General features: G+C 66.4%; 20 protein-coding genes. 14 read left to right on the forward strand and 6 right to left on the reverse strand.

The annotated features are described in order from the left end of the window. Positions 1 to 13: 13 nt before the first annotated feature. The 4 genes from AABN02_RS01970 to AABN02_RS01985 form a co-directional block, all read right to left on the reverse strand. The gene (locus AABN02_RS01970; RefSeq protein ID WP_338413244.1) at positions 14 to 358 is read right to left on the reverse strand and encodes an XRE family transcriptional regulator; all 345 of its coding nucleotides are present in this window, start codon (positions 356 to 358) and stop codon (positions 14 to 16) included. Then, entirely contained in the window at positions 351 to 716 is a 366-nt protein-coding gene (locus tag AABN02_RS01975; protein WP_338413245.1) for a type II toxin-antitoxin system RelE/ParE family toxin, read from the reverse strand. Before AABN02_RS01975 ends, AABN02_RS01970 begins: the two co-directional genes overlap by 8 nt. A gap of 100 nt (positions 717 to 816) precedes the next feature. Then, positions 817 to 1,971 carry an MFS transporter gene (locus tag AABN02_RS01980; protein WP_338413246.1) on the reverse strand — a complete coding sequence of 385 codons (1,155 nt, stop codon included), beginning with the start codon at positions 1,969 to 1,971 and terminating at the stop codon, positions 817 to 819. A 19-nt stretch (positions 1,972 to 1,990) separates the two neighbouring features. Continuing rightward, on the reverse strand, positions 1,991 to 2,410 hold the full coding sequence (locus tag AABN02_RS01985; protein WP_338413321.1) for a DUF192 domain-containing protein: 420 nt from the start codon (positions 2,408 to 2,410) through the stop codon (positions 1,991 to 1,993). 103 nt (positions 2,411 to 2,513) lie between these two features. Between AABN02_RS01985 and AABN02_RS01990 the strand changes: the two genes are divergently transcribed. The 9 genes from AABN02_RS01990 to AABN02_RS02030 are packed head-to-tail and all read left to right on the forward strand — an operon-like array spanning position 2,514 to position 10,350. Further along, positions 2,514 to 4,826 (forward strand): cation-translocating P-type ATPase, encoded by a 2,313-nt coding sequence (locus AABN02_RS01990; protein WP_338413247.1) that lies wholly within the window; start codon positions 2,514 to 2,516, stop codon positions 4,824 to 4,826. Between the two features lie 3 nt (positions 4,827 to 4,829). Next, on the forward strand, positions 4,830 to 5,045 hold the full coding sequence (ccoS, locus tag AABN02_RS01995) for a cbb3-type cytochrome oxidase assembly protein CcoS (protein ID WP_338413248.1): 216 nt from the start codon (positions 4,830 to 4,832) through the stop codon (positions 5,043 to 5,045). An 11-nt stretch (positions 5,046 to 5,056) separates the two neighbouring features. Beyond that, on the forward strand, positions 5,057 to 6,496 hold the full coding sequence (gene ccoN / locus AABN02_RS02000) for a cytochrome-c oxidase, cbb3-type subunit I (protein ID WP_338413249.1): 1,440 nt from the start codon (positions 5,057 to 5,059) through the stop codon (positions 6,494 to 6,496). Positions 6,497 to 6,512: 16 nt separating this feature from the next. Next, the gene (gene ccoO, locus AABN02_RS02005; protein ID WP_338413250.1) at positions 6,513 to 7,145 is read left to right on the forward strand and encodes a cytochrome-c oxidase, cbb3-type subunit II; all 633 of its coding nucleotides are present in this window, start codon (positions 6,513 to 6,515) and stop codon (positions 7,143 to 7,145) included. Positions 7,146 to 7,157: 12 nt separating this feature from the next. Continuing rightward, complete coding sequence (locus tag AABN02_RS02010) at positions 7,158 to 7,340, forward strand: cbb3-type cytochrome c oxidase subunit 3 (RefSeq protein ID WP_338413251.1); 183 nt, start codon at positions 7,158 to 7,160, stop codon at positions 7,338 to 7,340. Continuing rightward, positions 7,333 to 8,262 (forward strand): cytochrome-c oxidase, cbb3-type subunit III, encoded by a 930-nt coding sequence (gene ccoP, locus AABN02_RS02015; protein WP_338413252.1) that lies wholly within the window; start codon positions 7,333 to 7,335, stop codon positions 8,260 to 8,262. The genes AABN02_RS02010 and ccoP overlap by 8 nt, the downstream gene beginning before the upstream one ends. A 43-nt stretch (positions 8,263 to 8,305) precedes the next feature. Then, positions 8,306 to 9,742 carry a cytochrome c oxidase accessory protein CcoG gene (ccoG, locus tag AABN02_RS02020; RefSeq protein ID WP_338413253.1) on the forward strand — a complete coding sequence of 479 codons (1,437 nt, stop codon included), beginning with the start codon at positions 8,306 to 8,308 and terminating at the stop codon, positions 9,740 to 9,742. Positions 9,743 to 9,775: 33 nt separating this feature from the next. Next, positions 9,776 to 10,015 carry a hypothetical protein gene (locus AABN02_RS02025; RefSeq protein WP_338413254.1) on the forward strand — a complete coding sequence of 80 codons (240 nt, stop codon included), beginning with the start codon at positions 9,776 to 9,778 and terminating at the stop codon, positions 10,013 to 10,015. Beyond that, a complete protein-coding gene (locus tag AABN02_RS02030) occupies positions 10,012 to 10,350 on the forward strand; it encodes a hypothetical protein (protein ID WP_338413255.1) in 339 nt (112 codons plus the stop codon). Before AABN02_RS02025 ends, AABN02_RS02030 begins: the two co-directional genes overlap by 4 nt. Before the next feature lie 40 nt (positions 10,351 to 10,390). Here AABN02_RS02030 and fnr read toward each other — a convergent pair whose 3' ends face one another. Next, positions 10,391 to 11,128 (reverse strand): fumarate/nitrate reduction transcriptional regulator Fnr, encoded by a 738-nt coding sequence (gene fnr / locus AABN02_RS02035; RefSeq protein WP_338413256.1) that lies wholly within the window; start codon positions 11,126 to 11,128, stop codon positions 10,391 to 10,393. A gap of 106 nt (positions 11,129 to 11,234) precedes the next feature. Between fnr and hemN the strand changes: the two genes are divergently transcribed. From hemN to icd, 3 genes are all read left to right on the forward strand, one after another. After that, the gene (gene hemN, locus AABN02_RS02040; protein ID WP_338413257.1) at positions 11,235 to 12,698 is read left to right on the forward strand and encodes an oxygen-independent coproporphyrinogen III oxidase; all 1,464 of its coding nucleotides are present in this window, start codon (positions 11,235 to 11,237) and stop codon (positions 12,696 to 12,698) included. A 19-nt stretch (positions 12,699 to 12,717) separates the two neighbouring features. Further along, complete coding sequence (locus tag AABN02_RS02045; RefSeq protein ID WP_338413258.1) at positions 12,718 to 13,440, forward strand: sulfite exporter TauE/SafE family protein; 723 nt, start codon at positions 12,718 to 12,720, stop codon at positions 13,438 to 13,440. 62 nt (positions 13,441 to 13,502) lie between these two features. After that, positions 13,503 to 14,756 (forward strand): NADP-dependent isocitrate dehydrogenase, encoded by a 1,254-nt coding sequence (gene icd, locus AABN02_RS02050; protein WP_338413259.1) that lies wholly within the window; start codon positions 13,503 to 13,505, stop codon positions 14,754 to 14,756. A gap of 75 nt (positions 14,757 to 14,831) precedes the next feature. Here the strand turns inward: icd and AABN02_RS02055 are convergent, their stop codons facing one another. Further along, positions 14,832 to 15,089 carry a cold shock domain-containing protein gene (locus AABN02_RS02055; RefSeq protein WP_338413260.1) on the reverse strand — a complete coding sequence of 86 codons (258 nt, stop codon included), beginning with the start codon at positions 15,087 to 15,089 and terminating at the stop codon, positions 14,832 to 14,834. A gap of 209 nt (positions 15,090 to 15,298) precedes the next feature. On the opposite strand from AABN02_RS02055, the gene clpS reads away from it, so the two are divergent. Beyond that, the gene (clpS, locus tag AABN02_RS02060; protein WP_338413261.1) at positions 15,299 to 15,646 is read left to right on the forward strand and encodes an ATP-dependent Clp protease adapter ClpS; all 348 of its coding nucleotides are present in this window, start codon (positions 15,299 to 15,301) and stop codon (positions 15,644 to 15,646) included. After that, complete coding sequence (gene clpA / locus AABN02_RS02065) at positions 15,643 to 17,955, forward strand: ATP-dependent Clp protease ATP-binding subunit ClpA (RefSeq protein ID WP_338413262.1); 2,313 nt, start codon at positions 15,643 to 15,645, stop codon at positions 17,953 to 17,955. The genes clpS and clpA overlap by 4 nt, the downstream gene beginning before the upstream one ends. Positions 17,956 to 18,044 lie beyond the last annotated feature (89 nt).

The raw sequence follows: 18,044 nt of genomic DNA on the forward strand, positions 1-18,044 counted from the left end.
CGCATGAGTCCCGTCAAGCGCCGCCGCCCGTCGCCAGCCCCCGATCGCTACCCAGTTCCGCGAAGTTGCTGATCTTGACCGCCCCATCCGGAAAGCGCGCGATCACCTCCAACTGCCCGCCCATCGCCTCGATGTGGCTGCGCAGGGTCGAGAGGTACATGTCGGTGCGCTTTTCCAGCTTGGCGATCGAGGGCTGTTGCACCTGCAGCACCTCGGCCAGCATCTTTTGTGAAAGACCACGGGCCTGCCGGAGTTCGTTCAGCGGCATTTCCGCGAGCATCGCCTGGGCCTGGGCCTCGGCGCGGACCTGAGACTCCGGGGACATCTGGGCGCGCAGATCCGAAAATTTCTTAGCCATCGAGCAGCCCTTCCTTTCGCAGTTGTTCCAGATGCTGGTCGTAGAGTCGGTCGGCCAGAGGAACATGGGTGTCATACCAGCGTTTGTCACCCGTCTTGTCGCCACCGATCAGCAAGATGGCCGAACGGCGCGGATCGAAGGCATACAGCGTTCGCAGCGGTCGGCCGTCGTGTTGCGTCCTCAACTCTCGCAGATGGCCGTGTCTGGAGCCGTTGACGCCGCTGCTGTGCGGGAAGCCCAGTGCCGGGCCTCGCTCTTCCAGCAAGCGGACGGACGCGGCCAGCGACTCCTGCTCGGACTCGGTGAGGCTCACCCACCAATGCCCGAATTCATCGGTGTATTCGACTTCCCAGTGCATGAGCAGATCTTAGTGCAAACATTCCTTTGATGGAATGTTGTCGCGCGTGCTGCGGGTACTTTTTCCGTGCTTGTAGAAAGTCGGTCAGTGTGATGGATGTTCAGGCCCGCTGCCGCCCCATCCACACCAGCGCCCCCGCCGTCATCGCCACCGGCACCAGCGACCCCACATTGAGCAACCCCCACCCCTGCGTCGTCACCAGCAACCCCGACGCAAACGAGCTGACCGCCAGCACCGCAAACACGCAGAAGTTCAGCGCCCCCTGCGCCCGGTCCTTTTCCTCGGGCGCATAGGCCTGCAGCGACAGCGTCGTCGCCCCCGTGAACAGGAAGTTCCAGCCCACGCCGAGCAAGAAGAGGGCGATCAGGAAGCGGTGCAGGTCCACGCCGGTCAGCGCCACGGCGATGCACAGCGCATTCAGCGCCACGCCGACGGCCATGATCCGCATCACCCCGAAGCGCTTGATCAGCTGCCCGGTGAAGAAGCCCGGCGCGAACATGCCGATGACGTGCCACTCCAGCACCAGCGCGGTGTCGGAGAAGGGAAGGCCGCACTGGTCCATCGCGATCGGCGTGGACGCCATCAGCAGGTTCATGACCCCGTAGCCGAGCGAACTGCACAGCGCGGCGACGATGAAGACCGGCTGGCGCACGATCTCGCTCAGGGGGCGTCCACCCGTGGCGGACTTCTTCGCGGGTGGCGGTGGAAAGTCGATCGCGGCCAGCACCAGCATCGACAGCAGCGCCACCCCGGCCAGCGCCACATAGGCCCCCGCGAACGGCACCGCCATCCACTCGCGGGTCTGCGCCGCCAGGTTCGGCCCGGCAATCGCGCCGAGCAGGCCGCCGGCCATCACCATCGACACCGCCTTTTCCGGCACAGTGCTACCCGCCAGTTCGGCGGCGGCGAAGCGGTAGAGCTGCGCATTGGCGTTGAAGTAACCCGCCACCACCGTGGCCAGGCACAGCAGCTCGAAGTGCCGCCCCACCGCCGCCCACGCGCAGGCCAGCGCCGACAGCAGCGCGACCAACGCGCCCATCTGGAACGAGGTCTTGCGGCCGAACCGGGCCTGCGTGCGCGCCACCAGCGAGGTGGACATCGCCCCGCCGAGCACATAGCCCATCACCGGCAGCGTCGCCATCCAGCCCAGCGGCGCCAGGGCGAGCCCGACCAGCCCGTTGATCGCGATGAAGGCGACGTTGTTGGTGAGGAACAGGCCTTGTGCGGCGGCCAGCAGCCAGAGGTTGCGGTTCACATCGCGGGCCGGTTCGCGTTCACTTGGCCACAGCCGGCTTGAACACCGCGCCGCCGATCACGCTGCCCGCCTTCAGGCCCCGCTTGTCGAACCACCCCTTGTTCATCTCCAGCACGAAGCGCACCGGCTTCTTCGAGCAGTGCGAGTCGTCGGTCTGCGGCTTCATGTCCTCGATGTTGACGATGGTGCCGGTGTCGTCGATGAAGGCGGCCGACAGCGGAATCAGCGTGTTGCGCATCCAGAAACACTGCACGCCGGGCTGCTGGAACACGAAGACCATGCCGTCGCTGGTGGCCATGCTCGGGCGGTGCATCAGGCCGATCTCGCGCTCGTTCTCGTCGTCGGCGACCTCGGCGCGGATCAGGTGCATGCCGGCGGTGAGCTGGGTGGTGGGCAGCTTCTGCGGGCCGGCCTGGGCGTGGGCGCCGAGCGACACCATGGCCAGCGCGGCCAGTACCGCCTGTGTAAAGCCGCGGGTCAACCGATTGAACTTGATGTGGATCATGTTGGGTGGGGTGTTGAACTTCAAGAATAGCGCATCCATGTCGTCACCTGCCCCCGCCCTCAGCCCCACCCAGGCCGCCGCCGTCAATGACCCCCAGCAACAGACCGCCTTCACCCAGTGGATCGACGACGGGCAGGGCGGCGAGCTGGGGCAGTCGCGCCTGCTGCTGAGCGGCCTGCACTGTGCCGCCTGCGCCGGGCTGATCGAGGATGCGCTGGGCCGGGTCGACGGCGTGCGTGTTGCCGAGGTCAGCGGCGCGGCTCAGCGGGCGGTCGTGACCTGGGATCCCCGGCGCACGCAGATTTCCACGCTGATCGAGGCGGTGCGCCGCGCCGGGTATGGCGCCTTTCCCGACACCGGCGCGCAGGCCGTGGCGCTGGCGACCCGCGAGACGCGGCAGTCGATCTGGCGGCTGTTCGTGGCGGCGTTCTGCATGATGCAGGTGATGATGTACGCGACCCCGGCCTACGTGGCCAAGGTCGGCGACATCACGCCCGACATGGTGCAGCTGCTGCGCTGGGCCAGCTGGGTGCTGACGCTGCCGGTGATGGTGTTCGCCGCGGGGCCGTTCTTCAGCGGTGCCTGGCGCGGCCTGCGCGAGGGCCGGATCAGCATGGACCTGCCGGTGGCACTGGGCATCGGCGTCACCTTCATCGCCAGCTCGGCGGCCACCTTCGACGCCCGCGGGCCTTTCGGCTCGGAGGTGTATTTCGACTCGCTGACCATGTTTGTCAGCTTCCTGTTCGGCGCGCGGGTGCTCGAATCCCGCGCCCGGCAGCGCGCCGCGCAGTCGCTCGACGGCGTGATGCGCCGCCTGCCGGACGCGGTGGAGCGACTAGATGCGCAAGGGCAGGGCACGCTGGTGCCGGCCTCGTCCCTGGTCGTCGGTGACCGGGTGCGGGTGCATGCCGGGCAGGCCTTCGCCGCCGATGGCCGCGTGGTCGAGGGCCGCACGCTGGTCGACGAGGCCATGCTGTCCGGCGAGTCGCGGCCGGTGGACCGGGCGGTGGGCGACGAGGTGTCGGCGGGCTGTATCAACCTGAGCGCGCCAGTGGTGATGCAGGTGCTGCAGCTCGGCGCGCAGACGCGTTACCAGCGCATCGTGGCGCTGGTCGAGCGGGCGCTGACCGAGCGGCCGGCCTTCATCCTCGCCACCGACCGCATCGCCGCACCGTTCCTGTGGGCCGTGCTGGTGCTGGCCGCTGCCGCCTGGGGCACCTGGATGTTCATCGACCCGAGCCGCGCGCTCTGGGTCGCCGTGTCGGTGCTGATCGTGACCTGCCCGTGTGCGCTGTCGCTGGGGGCGCCGGTGGCCTTGCTGGCGTCGGCCGGCGAGCTGGCGCGGCGCGGCATCCTGGTGCAGCGACTGGATGCGCTGGAGATCCTGACCCGCGTGCAGGACGTCGTCTTCGACAAGACCGGCACCGTGACCGAGGACCGGCTGGCGCTGGCGCAGACCACCGTGCTACAGCCGGTGCCGGGCCTGACGGACGCTGGCCTGCAGACGCTGGCGGCGGTGCTGGCACGGCAGTCGCTGCACCCGCTGTCTCGCGCGCTGGCGCTGACCGACGCGCAGGCCGACGACGCTTCCGCCGCGCTGGACGCCGTGCGCGAGCAGCCCGGCCAGGGACTGGAGGCCACCGCGCAGATCGCAGGCCAGCGGTGCGGCATCCGGCTGGGTGGACCCGGCTGGTGCGGCGTGGCCGAGAGCGACGGATTGCCAGCCCGGCCCGCAGTCTGGCTCGCGCTGGAGCAGGGTGGCGCCTGGCAGCCGGTGTGCCGCTTCGAGTTCGACGAGGTGCTGCGCCCGGACGCCGTGCGCGGGGCCGCCGGTCTGGCCCAGGCCGGTCTGGCGCTGCACCTGTTCTCCGGCGACCAGACCGCCAGCGTCGAGGCCATGGCCAGCCGACTCGGCATCAGCGATGCCCGCGCCCGCTGCACGCCGCAGGACAAGCTCGCGGGCGTCGAGGCGCTGCAGGCTGCGGGCCGTGTCGTGGCGATGGTCGGCGACGGCATCAACGACGCGCCGGTGCTCGCCCGCGCCGATGTCTCGATCGCTCTGGGCACTGCCGCAGCACTCGCCCAGGCCCGCGCCGACGTGATCGTGTTGTCGGACCGCATCGAGGATCTGCCCGTCCTGCTCGACACCGCGCGCCGCACTGTGGCGATCGTGCGACAGAACCTGCGCTGGGCGCTGTTCTACAACGCGGCCTCGGTGCCGCTGGCGCTGGTGGGCTGGTTGCCACCCTGGCTGGCGGGCATCGGCATGGCGCTGAGTTCGCTGGTCGTCGTCCTCAACGCGCTGCGGCTGACCCGGCGCCCTGCATCCCCCAAGGCGGACAAGGCCTGAACCATGGACATCCTGTTCCTGTTGATCCCGCTGTCGGTGGTCCTCGTTTTCCTGATCATCGCGGTCTTCGCCTGGGCCCTGAAAAGTGGCCAGTTCGACGACATCGAGCGCGAGGGCGAGCGCATCTTGCGTGCGGACCGTGACGAGCTTGATGCCGATCAATCCAGTCAGATCCCGGCTACCGAAGAATCCAGCCCGAGGATCGAGAGAGTTTCCTAGGAGAACAACCAATGGCAATCAACACACAGACGGCTGGCCCCGTCTACACCGATTCGGTCGTGAGGCTATTTGCCCTCGCCGCGGTGGTCTGGGGCATTGTGGGGATGCTGGTCGGGGTCGTGATCGCGGCCCAGCTGGCATTCCCTGAACTGACGGACGGCATCGCGTGGCTCAGCTACGGCCGCCTGCGACCGCTGCACACCAATGCGGTGATCTTCGCGTTCGGTGGCTGCGCGCTGTTTGCGACCAGCTACCACGTGGTGCAGCGCACCTGCCAGACCCGCCTGTTCGCACCGGCGCTGGCCCAGTTCACGTTCTGGGGCTGGCAGCTGGTCATCCTGGCCGCCGCGGTCTCGCTGCCGCTGGGCTTCACGCAAGGCAAGGAATACGCCGAGCTGGAGTGGCCGATCGACCTGCTGATCGCGGTCGTGTGGGTCAGCTACGCGGTGGTGTTCTTCGGCACCGTCGGCATCCGCAAGGTCAGCCACATCTATGTGGGCAACTGGTTCTTCGGCGCCTTCATCATCGCCGTGGCGCTGCTGCACATCGTCAACTCGGCCGCCATCCCGGTGAGCCTGACCAAGTCCTACTCGGCCTACGCTGGCGTGCAGGACGCGATGGTGCAGTGGTGGTACGGCCACAACGCGGTGGGCTTCTTCCTGACCGCAGGCTTCCTGGGGATGATGTATTACTACATCCCGAAGCAGGCTGGCCGCCCGGTCTACTCGTACCGTCTGTCGATCGTCCACTTCTGGGCGCTGATCTTCACGTACATGTGGGCGGGTCCGCACCACCTGCACTACACCGCGCTGCCGGACTGGACGCAGTCGGTCGGCATGATCTTCTCGCTGGTCCTGCTCGCACCGAGCTGGGGCGGCATGATCAACGGCATCATGACCCTGTCGGGCGCGTGGCACAAACTGCGTGACGACCCGATCCTGAAGTTCCTGATCGTTTCGCTGTCGTTCTATGGCATGTCGACCTTCGAAGGTCCGATGATGTCCATCAAGACCGTGAACGCGCTGTCGCACTACACCGACTGGACCGTCGGCCACGTGCACTCCGGCGCCCTCGGCTGGGTCGGTCTGGTGTCGATCGGCTCGCTGTACCACCTGATCCCGCGCATGTTCGGCCGCAAGCAGATGTACAGCATCCGCGCGATGGAGCTGCACTTCTGGATCGCCACCATCGGCATCGTGCTGTACATCGCCGCGATGTGGATTGCCGGCGTGATGCAGGGCCTGATGTGGCGCGCCACGAACCCGGACGGCACGCTGGTCTACAGCTTCGTCGAGAGCGTCAAGGCCACCTATCCGTTCTACGTCATCCGCCTCGGCGGCGGCGTGATGTACCTGTCGGGCATGTTCATCATGGCCTGGAACGTGGTGAAGACCATCCAGGTCGGCAAGATGGAACCCGTTGCCATCCCGGCTGTCGTCGCCCACGCCTGAACCGGAACCACACACCATGGCAAACGCTAACCGCCCCGTGTCTGGTCACGAGAAGATCGAGACCAGCAACTTCCTGATGATCGTCCTGACCCTGGTCACCATCCTCTTCGGTGGCCTGGTCGAGATCGTCCCCCTGTTCTTCCAGACCTCCACGACCCAGCCGGTCGAGGGCCTCAAGCCCTACACCGCGCTGCAGCTCGCCGGACGGGACATCTATCTGCGCGAGGGCTGCTACAACTGCCACTCGCAGATGATCCGCCCCTTCCGCGCCGAGACGCTGCGCTACGGCGACACCTCCAAGGCCGGCGAGTTCGTCTACGACCACCCCTTCCAGTGGGGCTCGAAGCGCACCGGCCCTGACCTGCACCGCGTCGGCGGCAAGTACAGCGACCAGTGGCACCGCGTGCACCTGACCAACCCGCGTGACCTGGTGCCCGAGTCCAACATGCCCGCCTATCCTTGGCTGGAAACCGCCACGGCCAATGCTGGCATCGGCGCCAACATGGCCGCGCTGCGCAAGGTTGGCGTGCCCTACAGCGATGACGAGATCGCCAAGGCCGCCGACGAGGTCAAGGGCAAGACCGAGATGGACGCCGTCATCGCCTACCTGCAGGTGCTCGGCACCGCAGGCAAGGCCGTGGCCAAGTGAGCGGGGCAGGCCATGGACATCGTCAATGACCTGCGCAGTTTCGTGACTGTGGGCTTCTTCCTGCTGTTCCTGGGCATTGCTGCCTGGGCCTATTCCAGCCGCAACCGTTCCGCGTTCGACGAGGCCGCCGCGCTTCCGTTCCTGGACGACGACAACAAGACATCCAACGCATCCAACGGAGGCACCCATGAGTGACTTCACTTCGAGCTTCTGGTCGTGGTACGTGATCGCGATCACCGTGGGCGGGCTCGCCTTCTGCGTCTTCATCCTCGCGGTGGCCAGCAAGCGCACCGTGATGGCCGACGACAATTCGACCGGCCACACCTGGGACGTCGACCTGCGCGAGATGAACAACCCGCTGCCGCGCTGGTGGATGGGTCTGTTCATCCTGACCATCGTCTTCGCGGCCATCTACCTGGCGCTCTACCCGGGTCTGGGCACCGCGAAGGGCACGCTGAACTGGTCTTCGGCCGGCCAACTGGAGGCCGAGCATGCCAAGGCGCGTCAGGCCATGGCGCCGCTGTACGAGCGTTTCATGGCCATGACGCCGGAAGCGCTGGCGGCCGACAAGCAGGCCATGGGCATCGGCGAGCGGCTGTTCGTCAACAACTGCGCCGGTTGCCACGGCTCGGACGCGCGGGGCAGCAAGAGCTTCCCCAACCTGACGGACAAGGATTGGCTCGGCGGCACAGGCGTGGACTACATCGCCAAGACCATCGCCGAAGGCCGCCAGGGCATGATGCCGCCGATGGCCGCCGCGGTCGGCACACCGGAGGACGTCAAGAACGTCGCCAACTACGTGCTGAGCCTGTCGGGCAGTGCCCACAACGCGATTGCCGCGCAACTCGGCAAGAGCAAGTTCGGTGCGTGTGCCGCGTGCCACGGTGCTGATGGCAAGGGTCTGCAGGCCATGGGTGCGCCCAACCTGACCGACAAGATCTGGCTGCATGGCTGGGGCGAAGCGGCGGTGATCTCGATCATCAACGGTGGCAAGACCAATGTGATGCCGCAGCACGCCACGCGCCTGTCGCCTGAGCAGACCAAGGTGCTGGCCGCCTATGTCTGGAGCCTGTCCAACAAGGGCGACAAGCAGACGGCGCTGGTCGCTCCGCAGTGACCAGGATCAAGGTCTAGCGTCGGCATCCGTCCGAAAATTGGCCATGGAAAGCCGCACCGACACCCCGACGACTGCACAGGAGGCCGCGAAAACGGTCTCCCTGTACCAGAAGACCAAGAAGATCTACCCGCGTGCGGTGCAGGGCTTCTTCTCCAACTGGCGCTGGGCGCTGGTCTGGATCACCCAGATCGTGTTCTACGCCACGCCGTGGCTGCAGTGGAACGACCGCCAGGCGGTGCTGTTCGACTTGCTCACCCGTCGGTTCTACATCGGCGGGCTGGTGCTCTACCCACAGGACTTCATTTACCTGACGGGTCTGCTGATCATCTCGGCGTACGCGCTGTTCCTGTTCACGGCGGTGGCAGGGCGGCTGTGGTGCGGCTATGCCTGTCCGCAGACGGTCTACACCGAGATCTTCCTGTGGTTTGAACACCGTTTCGAGGGCGACCGCGCCCAGCGCATGCGACTGGACGCTGCGCCCTGGAACGGCGACAAGATCCTGCGCAAGGGTGGCAAGCAGCTGGTATGGATCCTGTTCGCACTGTGGACCGGCTTCACCTTCGTCGGCTACTTCACCCCGATCCGCTCGCTCGGCGCCTCGGTGCTCTCGCTGGGCCTGGGTCCGTGGGAGTGGTTCTGGGTGCTGTTCTATGCGTTCGCCACTTACGGCAATGCCGGTTTCATGCGCGAGCAGGTGTGCAAGTACATGTGCCCCTACGCGCGCTTCCAGAGCGCCATGTTCGACAAGGACACGCTCATCATCAGCTACGACGCCGAACGCGGTGACCCGCGTGGCGCGCGTGGCAAGAAGGTCGATCCCAAGTCCAAGGGCCTGGGCGACTGTGTGGACTGCGGCGTGTGCGTGCAGGTCTGCCCGACCGGCATCGACATCCGCGACGGCCTGCAGTACGAGTGCATCGGCTGCTCGGCCTGTATCGACGCCTGCGACAACATCATGGACAAGATGGGCTACGCGCCCGGCCTGATCCGCTACGCCACGCAGCACAGCCTGCAGCAGCACCTCACGCGGGCCCAGATGTGGCGCCGCGCCTTCCGACCCAGGGTGCTGATCTACACGGCGATCCTGGTGCTGATCGTCGGTGCCGTGGGCGCCAGCCTGTGGCTGCGGGATCCGTTCCGGGTCGATGTGGTGCGCGACCGGGCATCGCTGGCCCGCATCGTCGACGAGGGCAACATCGAGAATGTCTACCGTCTGCAGATCATGAACGCCACCGAGCAGACGCAGCGCTTCCGCATCACCGCCAGCGGTCTGCCGGGCCTGAAGGTGGACCAGAATGCCAAGATCGAGGTTGGGCCGGCAGAGGCCCAGTGGGTGACGGTGTCGGTGCAGGCCAGTTTCGAGGCCGCGGCCCAGGCCGGCCCGGGCTCGCACGAGATCCACTTCGATGTCGAGCGGCTGGACGACCAGGCTGCACCGGCGGTCGTCCGGGAAAAATCGACCTTCATCGTGCCCCGCTGACCCATCCGACTGAATTGATCCAGGAGTTCCTGCATGACGACAAGCGACACGACCCCCTTCGGCAAGGACACGATGCCCTGGTGGAAATACAAGATGGTGTGGCTGGTGATTGGCGGTCCGCTGATCGTCGTCGTGGCCAGCTTCATCACCCTCGCGCTGGCGATCCAGAATCCCGATCCGGTGCTGGACACGGCGTCCTCGGCCCGGTCCGGCGCCGCGCACCTGCCGGCCATGCAAGGTCGCAACCATGCCGCCACCGGGGGCGTCAAGTGAATCCCGCCAAGCCGCTACCGATCGCAGACGACGAGGTCGAGCGGTTCGAGGCGGGTGAGCCAGCGGATGTGGTGCCGCCGATGTCGGGGCCGATGCGCCGTCTTGCAGCAGTGGTGTGGCCCGCGTTCCTGATGGCGGGCGTGCTTGAAGTGCTGGTGTTTTCGCTGGTCGACCCTGGCGCGCTGCACTGGCCGGACGGACCGGTGCTGGAGGCCAACCGCATGCTGGTCTACACCTTGGGCTTCTTTGCCTTCTGGGTGGCGGTCGCGCTGGGCAGTGCCCTCACGCAGATGATGCTGGCCGAGCCGGACCGAACAGGCGGCGCCCGTTCCTGAAGGAGCGCCGGGCGGCGGTCCGGGACGGGCTGTTCAGCGCTCAGCAGTTGGCCGCGTTGACGACCTGTTGCAGGGCTGCCTGGTCGAGGATGCGGATGTCGCGCTGCTTGACTTCCAGCAGACCGTCGTCCTGGAACTTCGAGAAGGTGCGGCTGACCGTTTCAAGCTTCAGGCCCAGGTAGCTGCCGATTTCCTCGCGGGTCATGCGCAGCACCAGTGCAGAGGCGGAAAAGCCCCGCGCTTGCAGCCGCTGGGTCAGGTTCAGCAGGAAGGCCGCCAGACGCTCCTCCGCCCGCATGCTCCCGAGCAGCAGCATCACGCCGTGGTCGCGCACGATCTCGCGGCTCATGATCTTGTGGAACTGGTGCTGCAGCAGCGTGAATTCGCGCGAGAGCGTCTCCAGCTGGCCATAGGGAATCATGCAGACCTGCGAGTCTTCCAGCGCGATGGCGTCGCAGGAGTGGCGGTCGGTGCTGATGCCGTCCAGGCCGAGCAGCTCGCCGGCCATCTGGAAGCCCGTGACCTGTTCGCGGCCGTCCGAGGCGGACACGATGGTCTTGAAGAAGCCGGTGCGGACCGCGTACAGCGCAGCGAAGGTCTCGCCGGCGTGGAACAGGCTTTCACCGCGGCGCACGGCCCGGCGGGTGCCGATCATGTTGTCCAGCGAGGTCAGCTCCTCGTCCGACAGCCCCACGGGCAGGCACAACTCGCGCAGGTTGCAGGCCGAGCAGGCGACCTTGAGGGCGTCCAGGCGGGGAGTGGTAGACGTTTCGTGCATGTTGCAAACCCGGTTGATCAAGCTTGGTTGATTCTTGTGCATCCGCCGTGCAGCACACTTGAGCTGCGTCAAGGCTGGCGGGCGCCGTGGCGGCACAGTGCGTGGGATGGAACATACGACACTTTCCCGTGGCCGCACTGACACATCGGCCGAATCTGGTGTGCCGGGCCTGGCAGCGGCTGCGCCGGAACTGACCGACGCCCTGCTGGCGCGCATGGATGTGCCGGGGCCGCGCTACACCTCCTATCCCACCGCGGACCGCTTCGTCGAGGCGTTCACCGCCGGACATTGCGCGCAGGCGCTGGCGCAGCGGGGGGATCTGGGCGGTGTGGGCGGTGCGGGCGCACCGATGTCGATCTATGTGCACGTGCCTTTCTGCGAGTCGGTCTGCTACTACTGCGCCTGCAACAAGATCGTCACGCGCGACCACAGCCGCGTGGCCGCCTACCTGAAGGCGCTGGAACACGAGCTGGACCTGGTCTGCCAGGCGCTCGGCGAAGCGCCGCAGGTGTCCCAGCTGCACTTTGGCGGCGGCACGCCGACCTATCTGGATGACGACGAACTCCGCCATGTGGTGGGCATGATTGCCTCCCGCGTGCGGCTGCTGCCCCAGGGCGAGCACTCCATCGAGATCGATCCGCGCACCGTCACCCGTGACCGGCTGGCACTGCTGAAAGACCTCGGCTTCAACCGTGTCTCCTTCGGCGTGCAGGACTTCGACCCGGCGGTGCAGCAGGCTGTCCACCGGGTGCAGCCGCATGCGCAGGTCGAGGCGCTGATGCGCGACGCGCGGGAGCTGGGCTTCGAGTCGATCAACGTCGACCTGATCTACGGCCTGCCGCGCCAGACGCCCGAGAGTTTCGAGCGCACGGTGCGCCAGGTCGCGCTGCTGCGGCCGGACCGCATCGCGATGTACGGCTACGCCCACCTGCCGACGCGCTTCAAGCCGCAGCGGCGCATCGTGAACGCCGAGCTGCCCAGCGGGGCGGACCGGGTCGGGATGCTGGCGCAGGCGCTGGCCGGTTTTGTCAGCCATGGCTACCAGTACATCGGCATGGACCACTTCGCGCTGCCCGAGGACGCGCTCGCGCAGGCCAAGCGCCAGGGGCGGCTGCACCGCAATTTCCAGGGCTACAGCACCCAGCCGGACTGTGACCTGATCGGCCTGGGGGTGTCGGCCATCTCGCGGGTGGGGGCCACCTACAGCCAGAACGCCAAGACGCTGGATGAGTACTACGACCTGCTCAAGGGCGATGCGCTGCCGGTGGTGCGCGGGCTGGCGCTGACGCGCGATGATCTGGTGCGGCGGGCGGTGATCATGTCCATCATGTGCCACGGGCGGCTGAGCTACGAATCGGTGGCGCTGGCGCACCTGATCGACGTGCGGCAGTACTTCGCGCCGGAACTGGAATCGCTGCAGGACCTGGCGCGCGACGGCCTCGTCACGCTCCACGAGGACGGGCTGGAGGTCACGCCGCTGGGTTGGTACTTCGTGCGCTCGGTGGCGATGGTGTTCGACCGGCACCTGCGGGCCGACCGCAGCCGGGAGCGGTTTTCCAAGGTGATCTGAGGCGGATCGAGGCAATCGGATGACAGGTGCGTTGCTGCTGACCGCGGCATTGATGGGCTTGGCCGGCACACCGCATTGCGCGGCGATGTGCGGTGCGGGCTGTGCGGCCGTGGCGCGGCGCTGCAAGCCGGATCGGCCGGCGCGCGCCGTGGCCGGCATGCTGGTGGGGCGGCTGGTGGCGTATGCCGTGGCAGGGGCGCTGGCCGCTGCGTTCGTGGGCGGCTTGCGCTGGTTGGGCACGTCGGCGGGCTGGTTGCGGCCGGTCTGGACCGGGCTCCAGGTCTTCCTGCTGCTGCTGGGGCTGTGGATGCTGCTGAAAGGCGCGCTGCCCGAGAGTCTGGCCGCCTGGCTGGAGCAGCGTGGCCGTCCCGCATTGCCCGATGGCACAGCCCGCATCCGGATGCCGGGCGAAGTGCAGGCCGCCGCCTGGGGCCTGCTCTGGCCCGCCTTGCCTTGCGGCCTGCTGCACGCGGCGCTGCTGATGGCGTCGGTGGCGTCCACGCCGCTCGAGGGCGCCACCGTGATGGCCGTCTTTGCGACCACGAGTGCGCTGGGTCTGGTCGTGGGTCCGGCGCTCTGGCTGCGCTGGGTGCCGGCTGCGCTGCGTTCCGCGGGGGGCCGTGGCGGGGTGTCGCCGGCGTCGCTGTCGCTGCGCATGGCGGGCGCGACCATCGTGGTGCTGGTGGGCTGGTCGTTCGGGCATGCGCTCTGGACCGATACCCTGGCCGCCTGGTGTGCCTGACATAGAATCATTTTCGACCCCGAACAGAACAAGTTCACCCACCGCATCACGGAGACAGAACCATGTACGAGCACATCACGGTGCCTGCCGACGGACAGAAGATCACCGTCAACGCGGACTTCTCGCTGAACGTCCCGAACCAGCCGATCATCCCGTTCATCGAAGGCGACGGCACCGGCTTCGACATCACCCCGGTGATGATCAAGGTGGTGGATGCCGCGGTCGCCAAGGCCTATGGCGGCGAGCGCAAGATCCACTGGATGGAAATCTACGCCGGTGAGAAAGCCACCCGCGTCTACGGTCCGGACGTGTGGCTGCCGGCCGAGACGCTGGAAGTGCTGCGCGAGTACGTGGTCTCGATCAAGGGCCCGCTGACCACGCCAGTCGGCGGCGGCATCCGTTCGCTGAACGTCGCGCTGCGCCAGGAACTCGACCTCTACGTCTGCCTGCGCCCGGTGCAGTACTTCAAGGGCGTGCCCTCGCCGGTGAAGGAGCCGCACAAGATCGACATGGTCATCTTCCGCGAGAACTCGGAAGACATCTACGCCGGCATCGAGTACGCGGCCGAGTCGGACAAGGCGAAGAAGCTGATCAAGTTCCTGCAGGACGAGATGGGCGTCACCAAGATCCGTTTCCCGAACACCTCGGGCATCGGCATCAAGCCGGTCTCGCGGGAAGGCACCGAGCGCCTGATGCGCAAGGCGCTGCAGTACGCCGTCGACAACGACAAGCCCAGCGTCACCATCGTGCACAAGGGCAACATCATGAAGTACACCGAAGGGGGCTTCCGGGACTGGGCCTACGCGCTGGCGCAGAAGGAGTTCGGCGCCGAGCCGATCGATGGCGGCCCGTGGTGCAAGTTCAGGAATCCGAAGACGGGCAAGGACATCACCGTCAAGGACTCGATCGCCGATGCCTTCCTGCAGCAGATCCTGCTGCGCCCGTCCGAGTACTCGGTGATCGCCACGCTGAACCTCAACGGCGACTACATCTCCGACGCGCTGGCCGCGCAGGTCGGCGGCATCGGCATCGCCCCGGGCGCCAACCTGTCGGACTCGGTGGCCTGCTTCGAGGCGACCCACGGCACCGCGCCGAAGTACGCCGGCAAGGACTACGTCAACCCCGGCTCCGAGATCCTGTCGGCCGAGATGATGCTGCGCCACATGGGCTGGACCGAGGCGGCGGATCTGATCCTGGCGTCGATGGAGCGGTCCATCGCTTCCCGCAAGGTCACCTACGACTTCGCCCGCCTGATGGACGACGCGACCCAGGTGTCGTGCTCGGGCTTCGGTCAGGTGATGATCGACCACATGTGAAACGCCTGCATTGCGGGTGGTTCGAAGCAAAAAGCCCGCTTGCGCGGGCTTTTTTCATGGGCGTTCGGGGGTATCTCAGGCGTCGGCGTTGTCGGCTTGAGCCTGGGGCGCCGTCCGTGGTGAGTCGGGCTGCACCGCGCAGATGTTCTGCGCGAGCTTGCCCTTGGGGCCGTCGACCAGTTCGTAGCGCACCTGCGAGCCTTGCTTGAGGGTGCGGAATCCGTCCATCTGGATGGCCGAAAAATGTGCGAACACGTCTTCCCCTCCGCCTTCGGGTTCGATGAATCCGAAACCCTTCACATCGTTAAACCATTTGACCATGCCAATAGCCATCGTTTTGTTCTCCAGTTTCCCAACGAAAATCCCAATAATTTTGTCAAGATTCTGGGGATCGTTAGAAAAGCTGTCAAGAATCCGAGGGCGCTGTCACGGCCTTTGTCGTGATGCTGTTGGGGGCGCACGCATCCACGTGGAACCCTTTCGATCCGCACCGGCTTGACCCCGGCGGCACGCGGAGTCCGAGCGACCGATAGAATGCATCCATGGCCAGCAACACGCCGGAAATTCCGAAATCCCCCACCCCGCCTGCCGACGGTCAGGGCGCTGTCGTCGAAGAACGCCAGCAACAGAGAGTTGAACCACCACGCGCCTATCAAGTCGTGATGCTCAACGACGATTACACACCGATGGAGTTCGTGGTCATGGTGCTGCAAGAGCACTTCCATCACGGCATCGACGCCGCCACCCTCATCATGCTGAAGATCCACCATGAGGGAAGGGCGGTCTGCGGGGTGTATACCCGTGATGTCGCAGCGACAAAGGTCGAATTGGTTCTGGCAGCGGCACGACGAGCGGCACACCCGCTCCAGTGCGTTATGGAGGTCGCATGATTGCGCAAGAGTTGGAAGTCAGTCTGCACATGGCGTTTGTCGAGGCGCGCCAGCAGCGGCATGAGTTCATCACGGTCGAGCACCTGCTGCTCGCCCTGCTGGACAACCCTTCGGCGTCCGAAGTCCTGCGCGCCTGTGCAGCCAACCTCGAAGATCTGCGCAAGAGCCTGACGCAGTTCATCAAGGAGAACACGCCCACGGTGGGCGGCTCCGACGAGGTGGACACGCAGCCCACGCTCGGGTTCCAGCGCGTGATCCAGCGGGCGATCATGCACGTGCAGTCCACGGGCAACGGCAAGAAGGAAGTCACCGGCGCCAATGTGCTGGTGGCGATCTTCGGCGAGAAGGATTCGCACGCGGTCTACTACCTGCACCAGCAGGGCGTGACCCGTCTGGACGTGGTGAACTTCATCGCGCACGGCATCCGCAAGTCCGATCCGCCCGAGCCGACCAAGGCGCCGGGCGAGTCCGGTCCTTCGGCCTCCGACGGTGAAAAGGACGAGGGCGACGGTGGCAAGGGCTCGCCGCTGGAGCAGTACACCCAGAACCTGAACCAGGCGGCGCGCGATGGCCGCATCGATCCGCTGATCGGCCGCGAGCACGAGGTCGAGCGGGTCATCCAGATCCTGTGTCGCCGGCGCAAGAACAACCCGCTGCTGGTCGGCGAGGCTGGCGTGGGCAAGACGGCGATCGCCGAAGGCCTGGCTTGGCGCATCACGCAGGGCGAAGTGCCGGACGTGCTGGCCGAATCGACGGTCTACTCGCTCGACATGGGCGCGCTGCTGGCCGGCACCAAGTACCGCGGCGACTTCGAGCAGCGCCTGAAGGGCGTGCTCAAGCAGCTCAAGGAACACCCGCACGCGGTGCTGTTCATCGACGAGATCCACACGCTGATCGGCGCCGGTGCGGCCTCCGGTGGCACGCTGGACGCCAGCAACCTGCTCAAGCCAGCGCTGAGTTCCGGCCAGATCAAGTGCATCGGTGCCACGACGTTCACCGAGTACCGCGGCATCTTCGAGAAGGACGCCGCCCTGTCCCGCCGCTTCCAGAAGGTCGATGTGGCCGAGCCGACCGTCGAGCAGACGGTGGAGATCCTCAAGGGTCTGAAGTCGCGCTTCGAGGAGCACCACGGCGTCAAGTACGACGTGGGTGCGCTGCAGGCCGCGGCCGAGCTGTCCGCCAAGTACATCAACGACCGCCACCTGCCCGACAAGGCGATCGACGTGATCGACGAGGTGGGGGCTGCGCAGCGCATCCTGCCCAAGAACAAGCAGAAGAAGCGCATCACCCGCATCGAAGTCGAGGACATCGTCGCCAAGATCGCGCGCATCCCGCCCGCCAGCGTCACCACCGACGACCGCAGCAAGCTCAAGACGCTCGACCGCGACCTGAAGAGCGTCGTGTTCGGCCAGGACGCCGCGATCGACGCGCTGGCCGGCGCGATCAAGATGGCGCGTTCGGGTCTGGGCAAGCCGGACAAGCCGATTGGTGCCTTCCTGTTCAGTGGCCCGACCGGCGTGGGCAAGACCGAGGTGGCCAAGCAGATGGCCTACATCCTCGGCATCGACCTGCTGCGCTTCGACATGTCCGAGTACATGGAGCGCCACGCCGTCAGCCGCCTGATCGGCGCGCCTCCGGGCTATGTCGGCTTCGACCAGGGTGGTCTGCTCACCGAGGCGGTCACCAAGAAGCCGCATTGCGTGCTGCTGCTGGACGAAATCGAGAAGGCCCACCCGGACGTCTTCAATGTGCTGCTGCAGGTCATGGACCACGGCACGCTGACCGACAACAACGGGCGCAAGGCCGACTTCCGCAACGTCATCATCATCATGACGACGAATGCGGGCGCCGAGAATCTGCAGAAGTCGACCATCGGGTTCACCAACTCCCGCGAAGTCGGCGACGAGATGGGCGATCTGAAGCGCATGTTCACGCCCGAGTTCCGCAACCGGCTGGACTCGATCGTCAGCTTCCGGTCGCTGGACGAGGACATCATCCTGCGCGTGGTGGACAAGTTCCTGCTGCAGCTCGAAGGTCAGCTCAGCGAGAAGAAGGTGGAGGTCACCTTCACCGACGCGCTGCGCAAGCACTTGGGCAAGAAGGGCTTCGATCCGCTGATGGGCGCACGTCCGATGCAGCGCCTGATCCAGGACACGATCCGCCGCGCGCTGGCCGACGAGCTGCTGTTCGGCAGCCTGACGGACGGTGGCCGGCTGACGGTGGACGTGAACGAGGCGGGCGAAGTGCAGCTCGACATCGAGCCGCGCAACAAGAGCGACAAACCGAAGGCGGAGTCGGCGACGGCGTGAGCCGCCACGGTTTCGACCGGATCGACTGAATCGACCGAAAGGGCCTGCGGGCCCTTTTTTCATGCGCTGTCGCTGCGTGATGCGCGCAG

This window comes from uncultured Sphaerotilus sp., assembly GCF_963924895.1.
GTDB lineage: Bacteria > Pseudomonadota > Gammaproteobacteria > Burkholderiales > Burkholderiaceae_C > Sphaerotilus.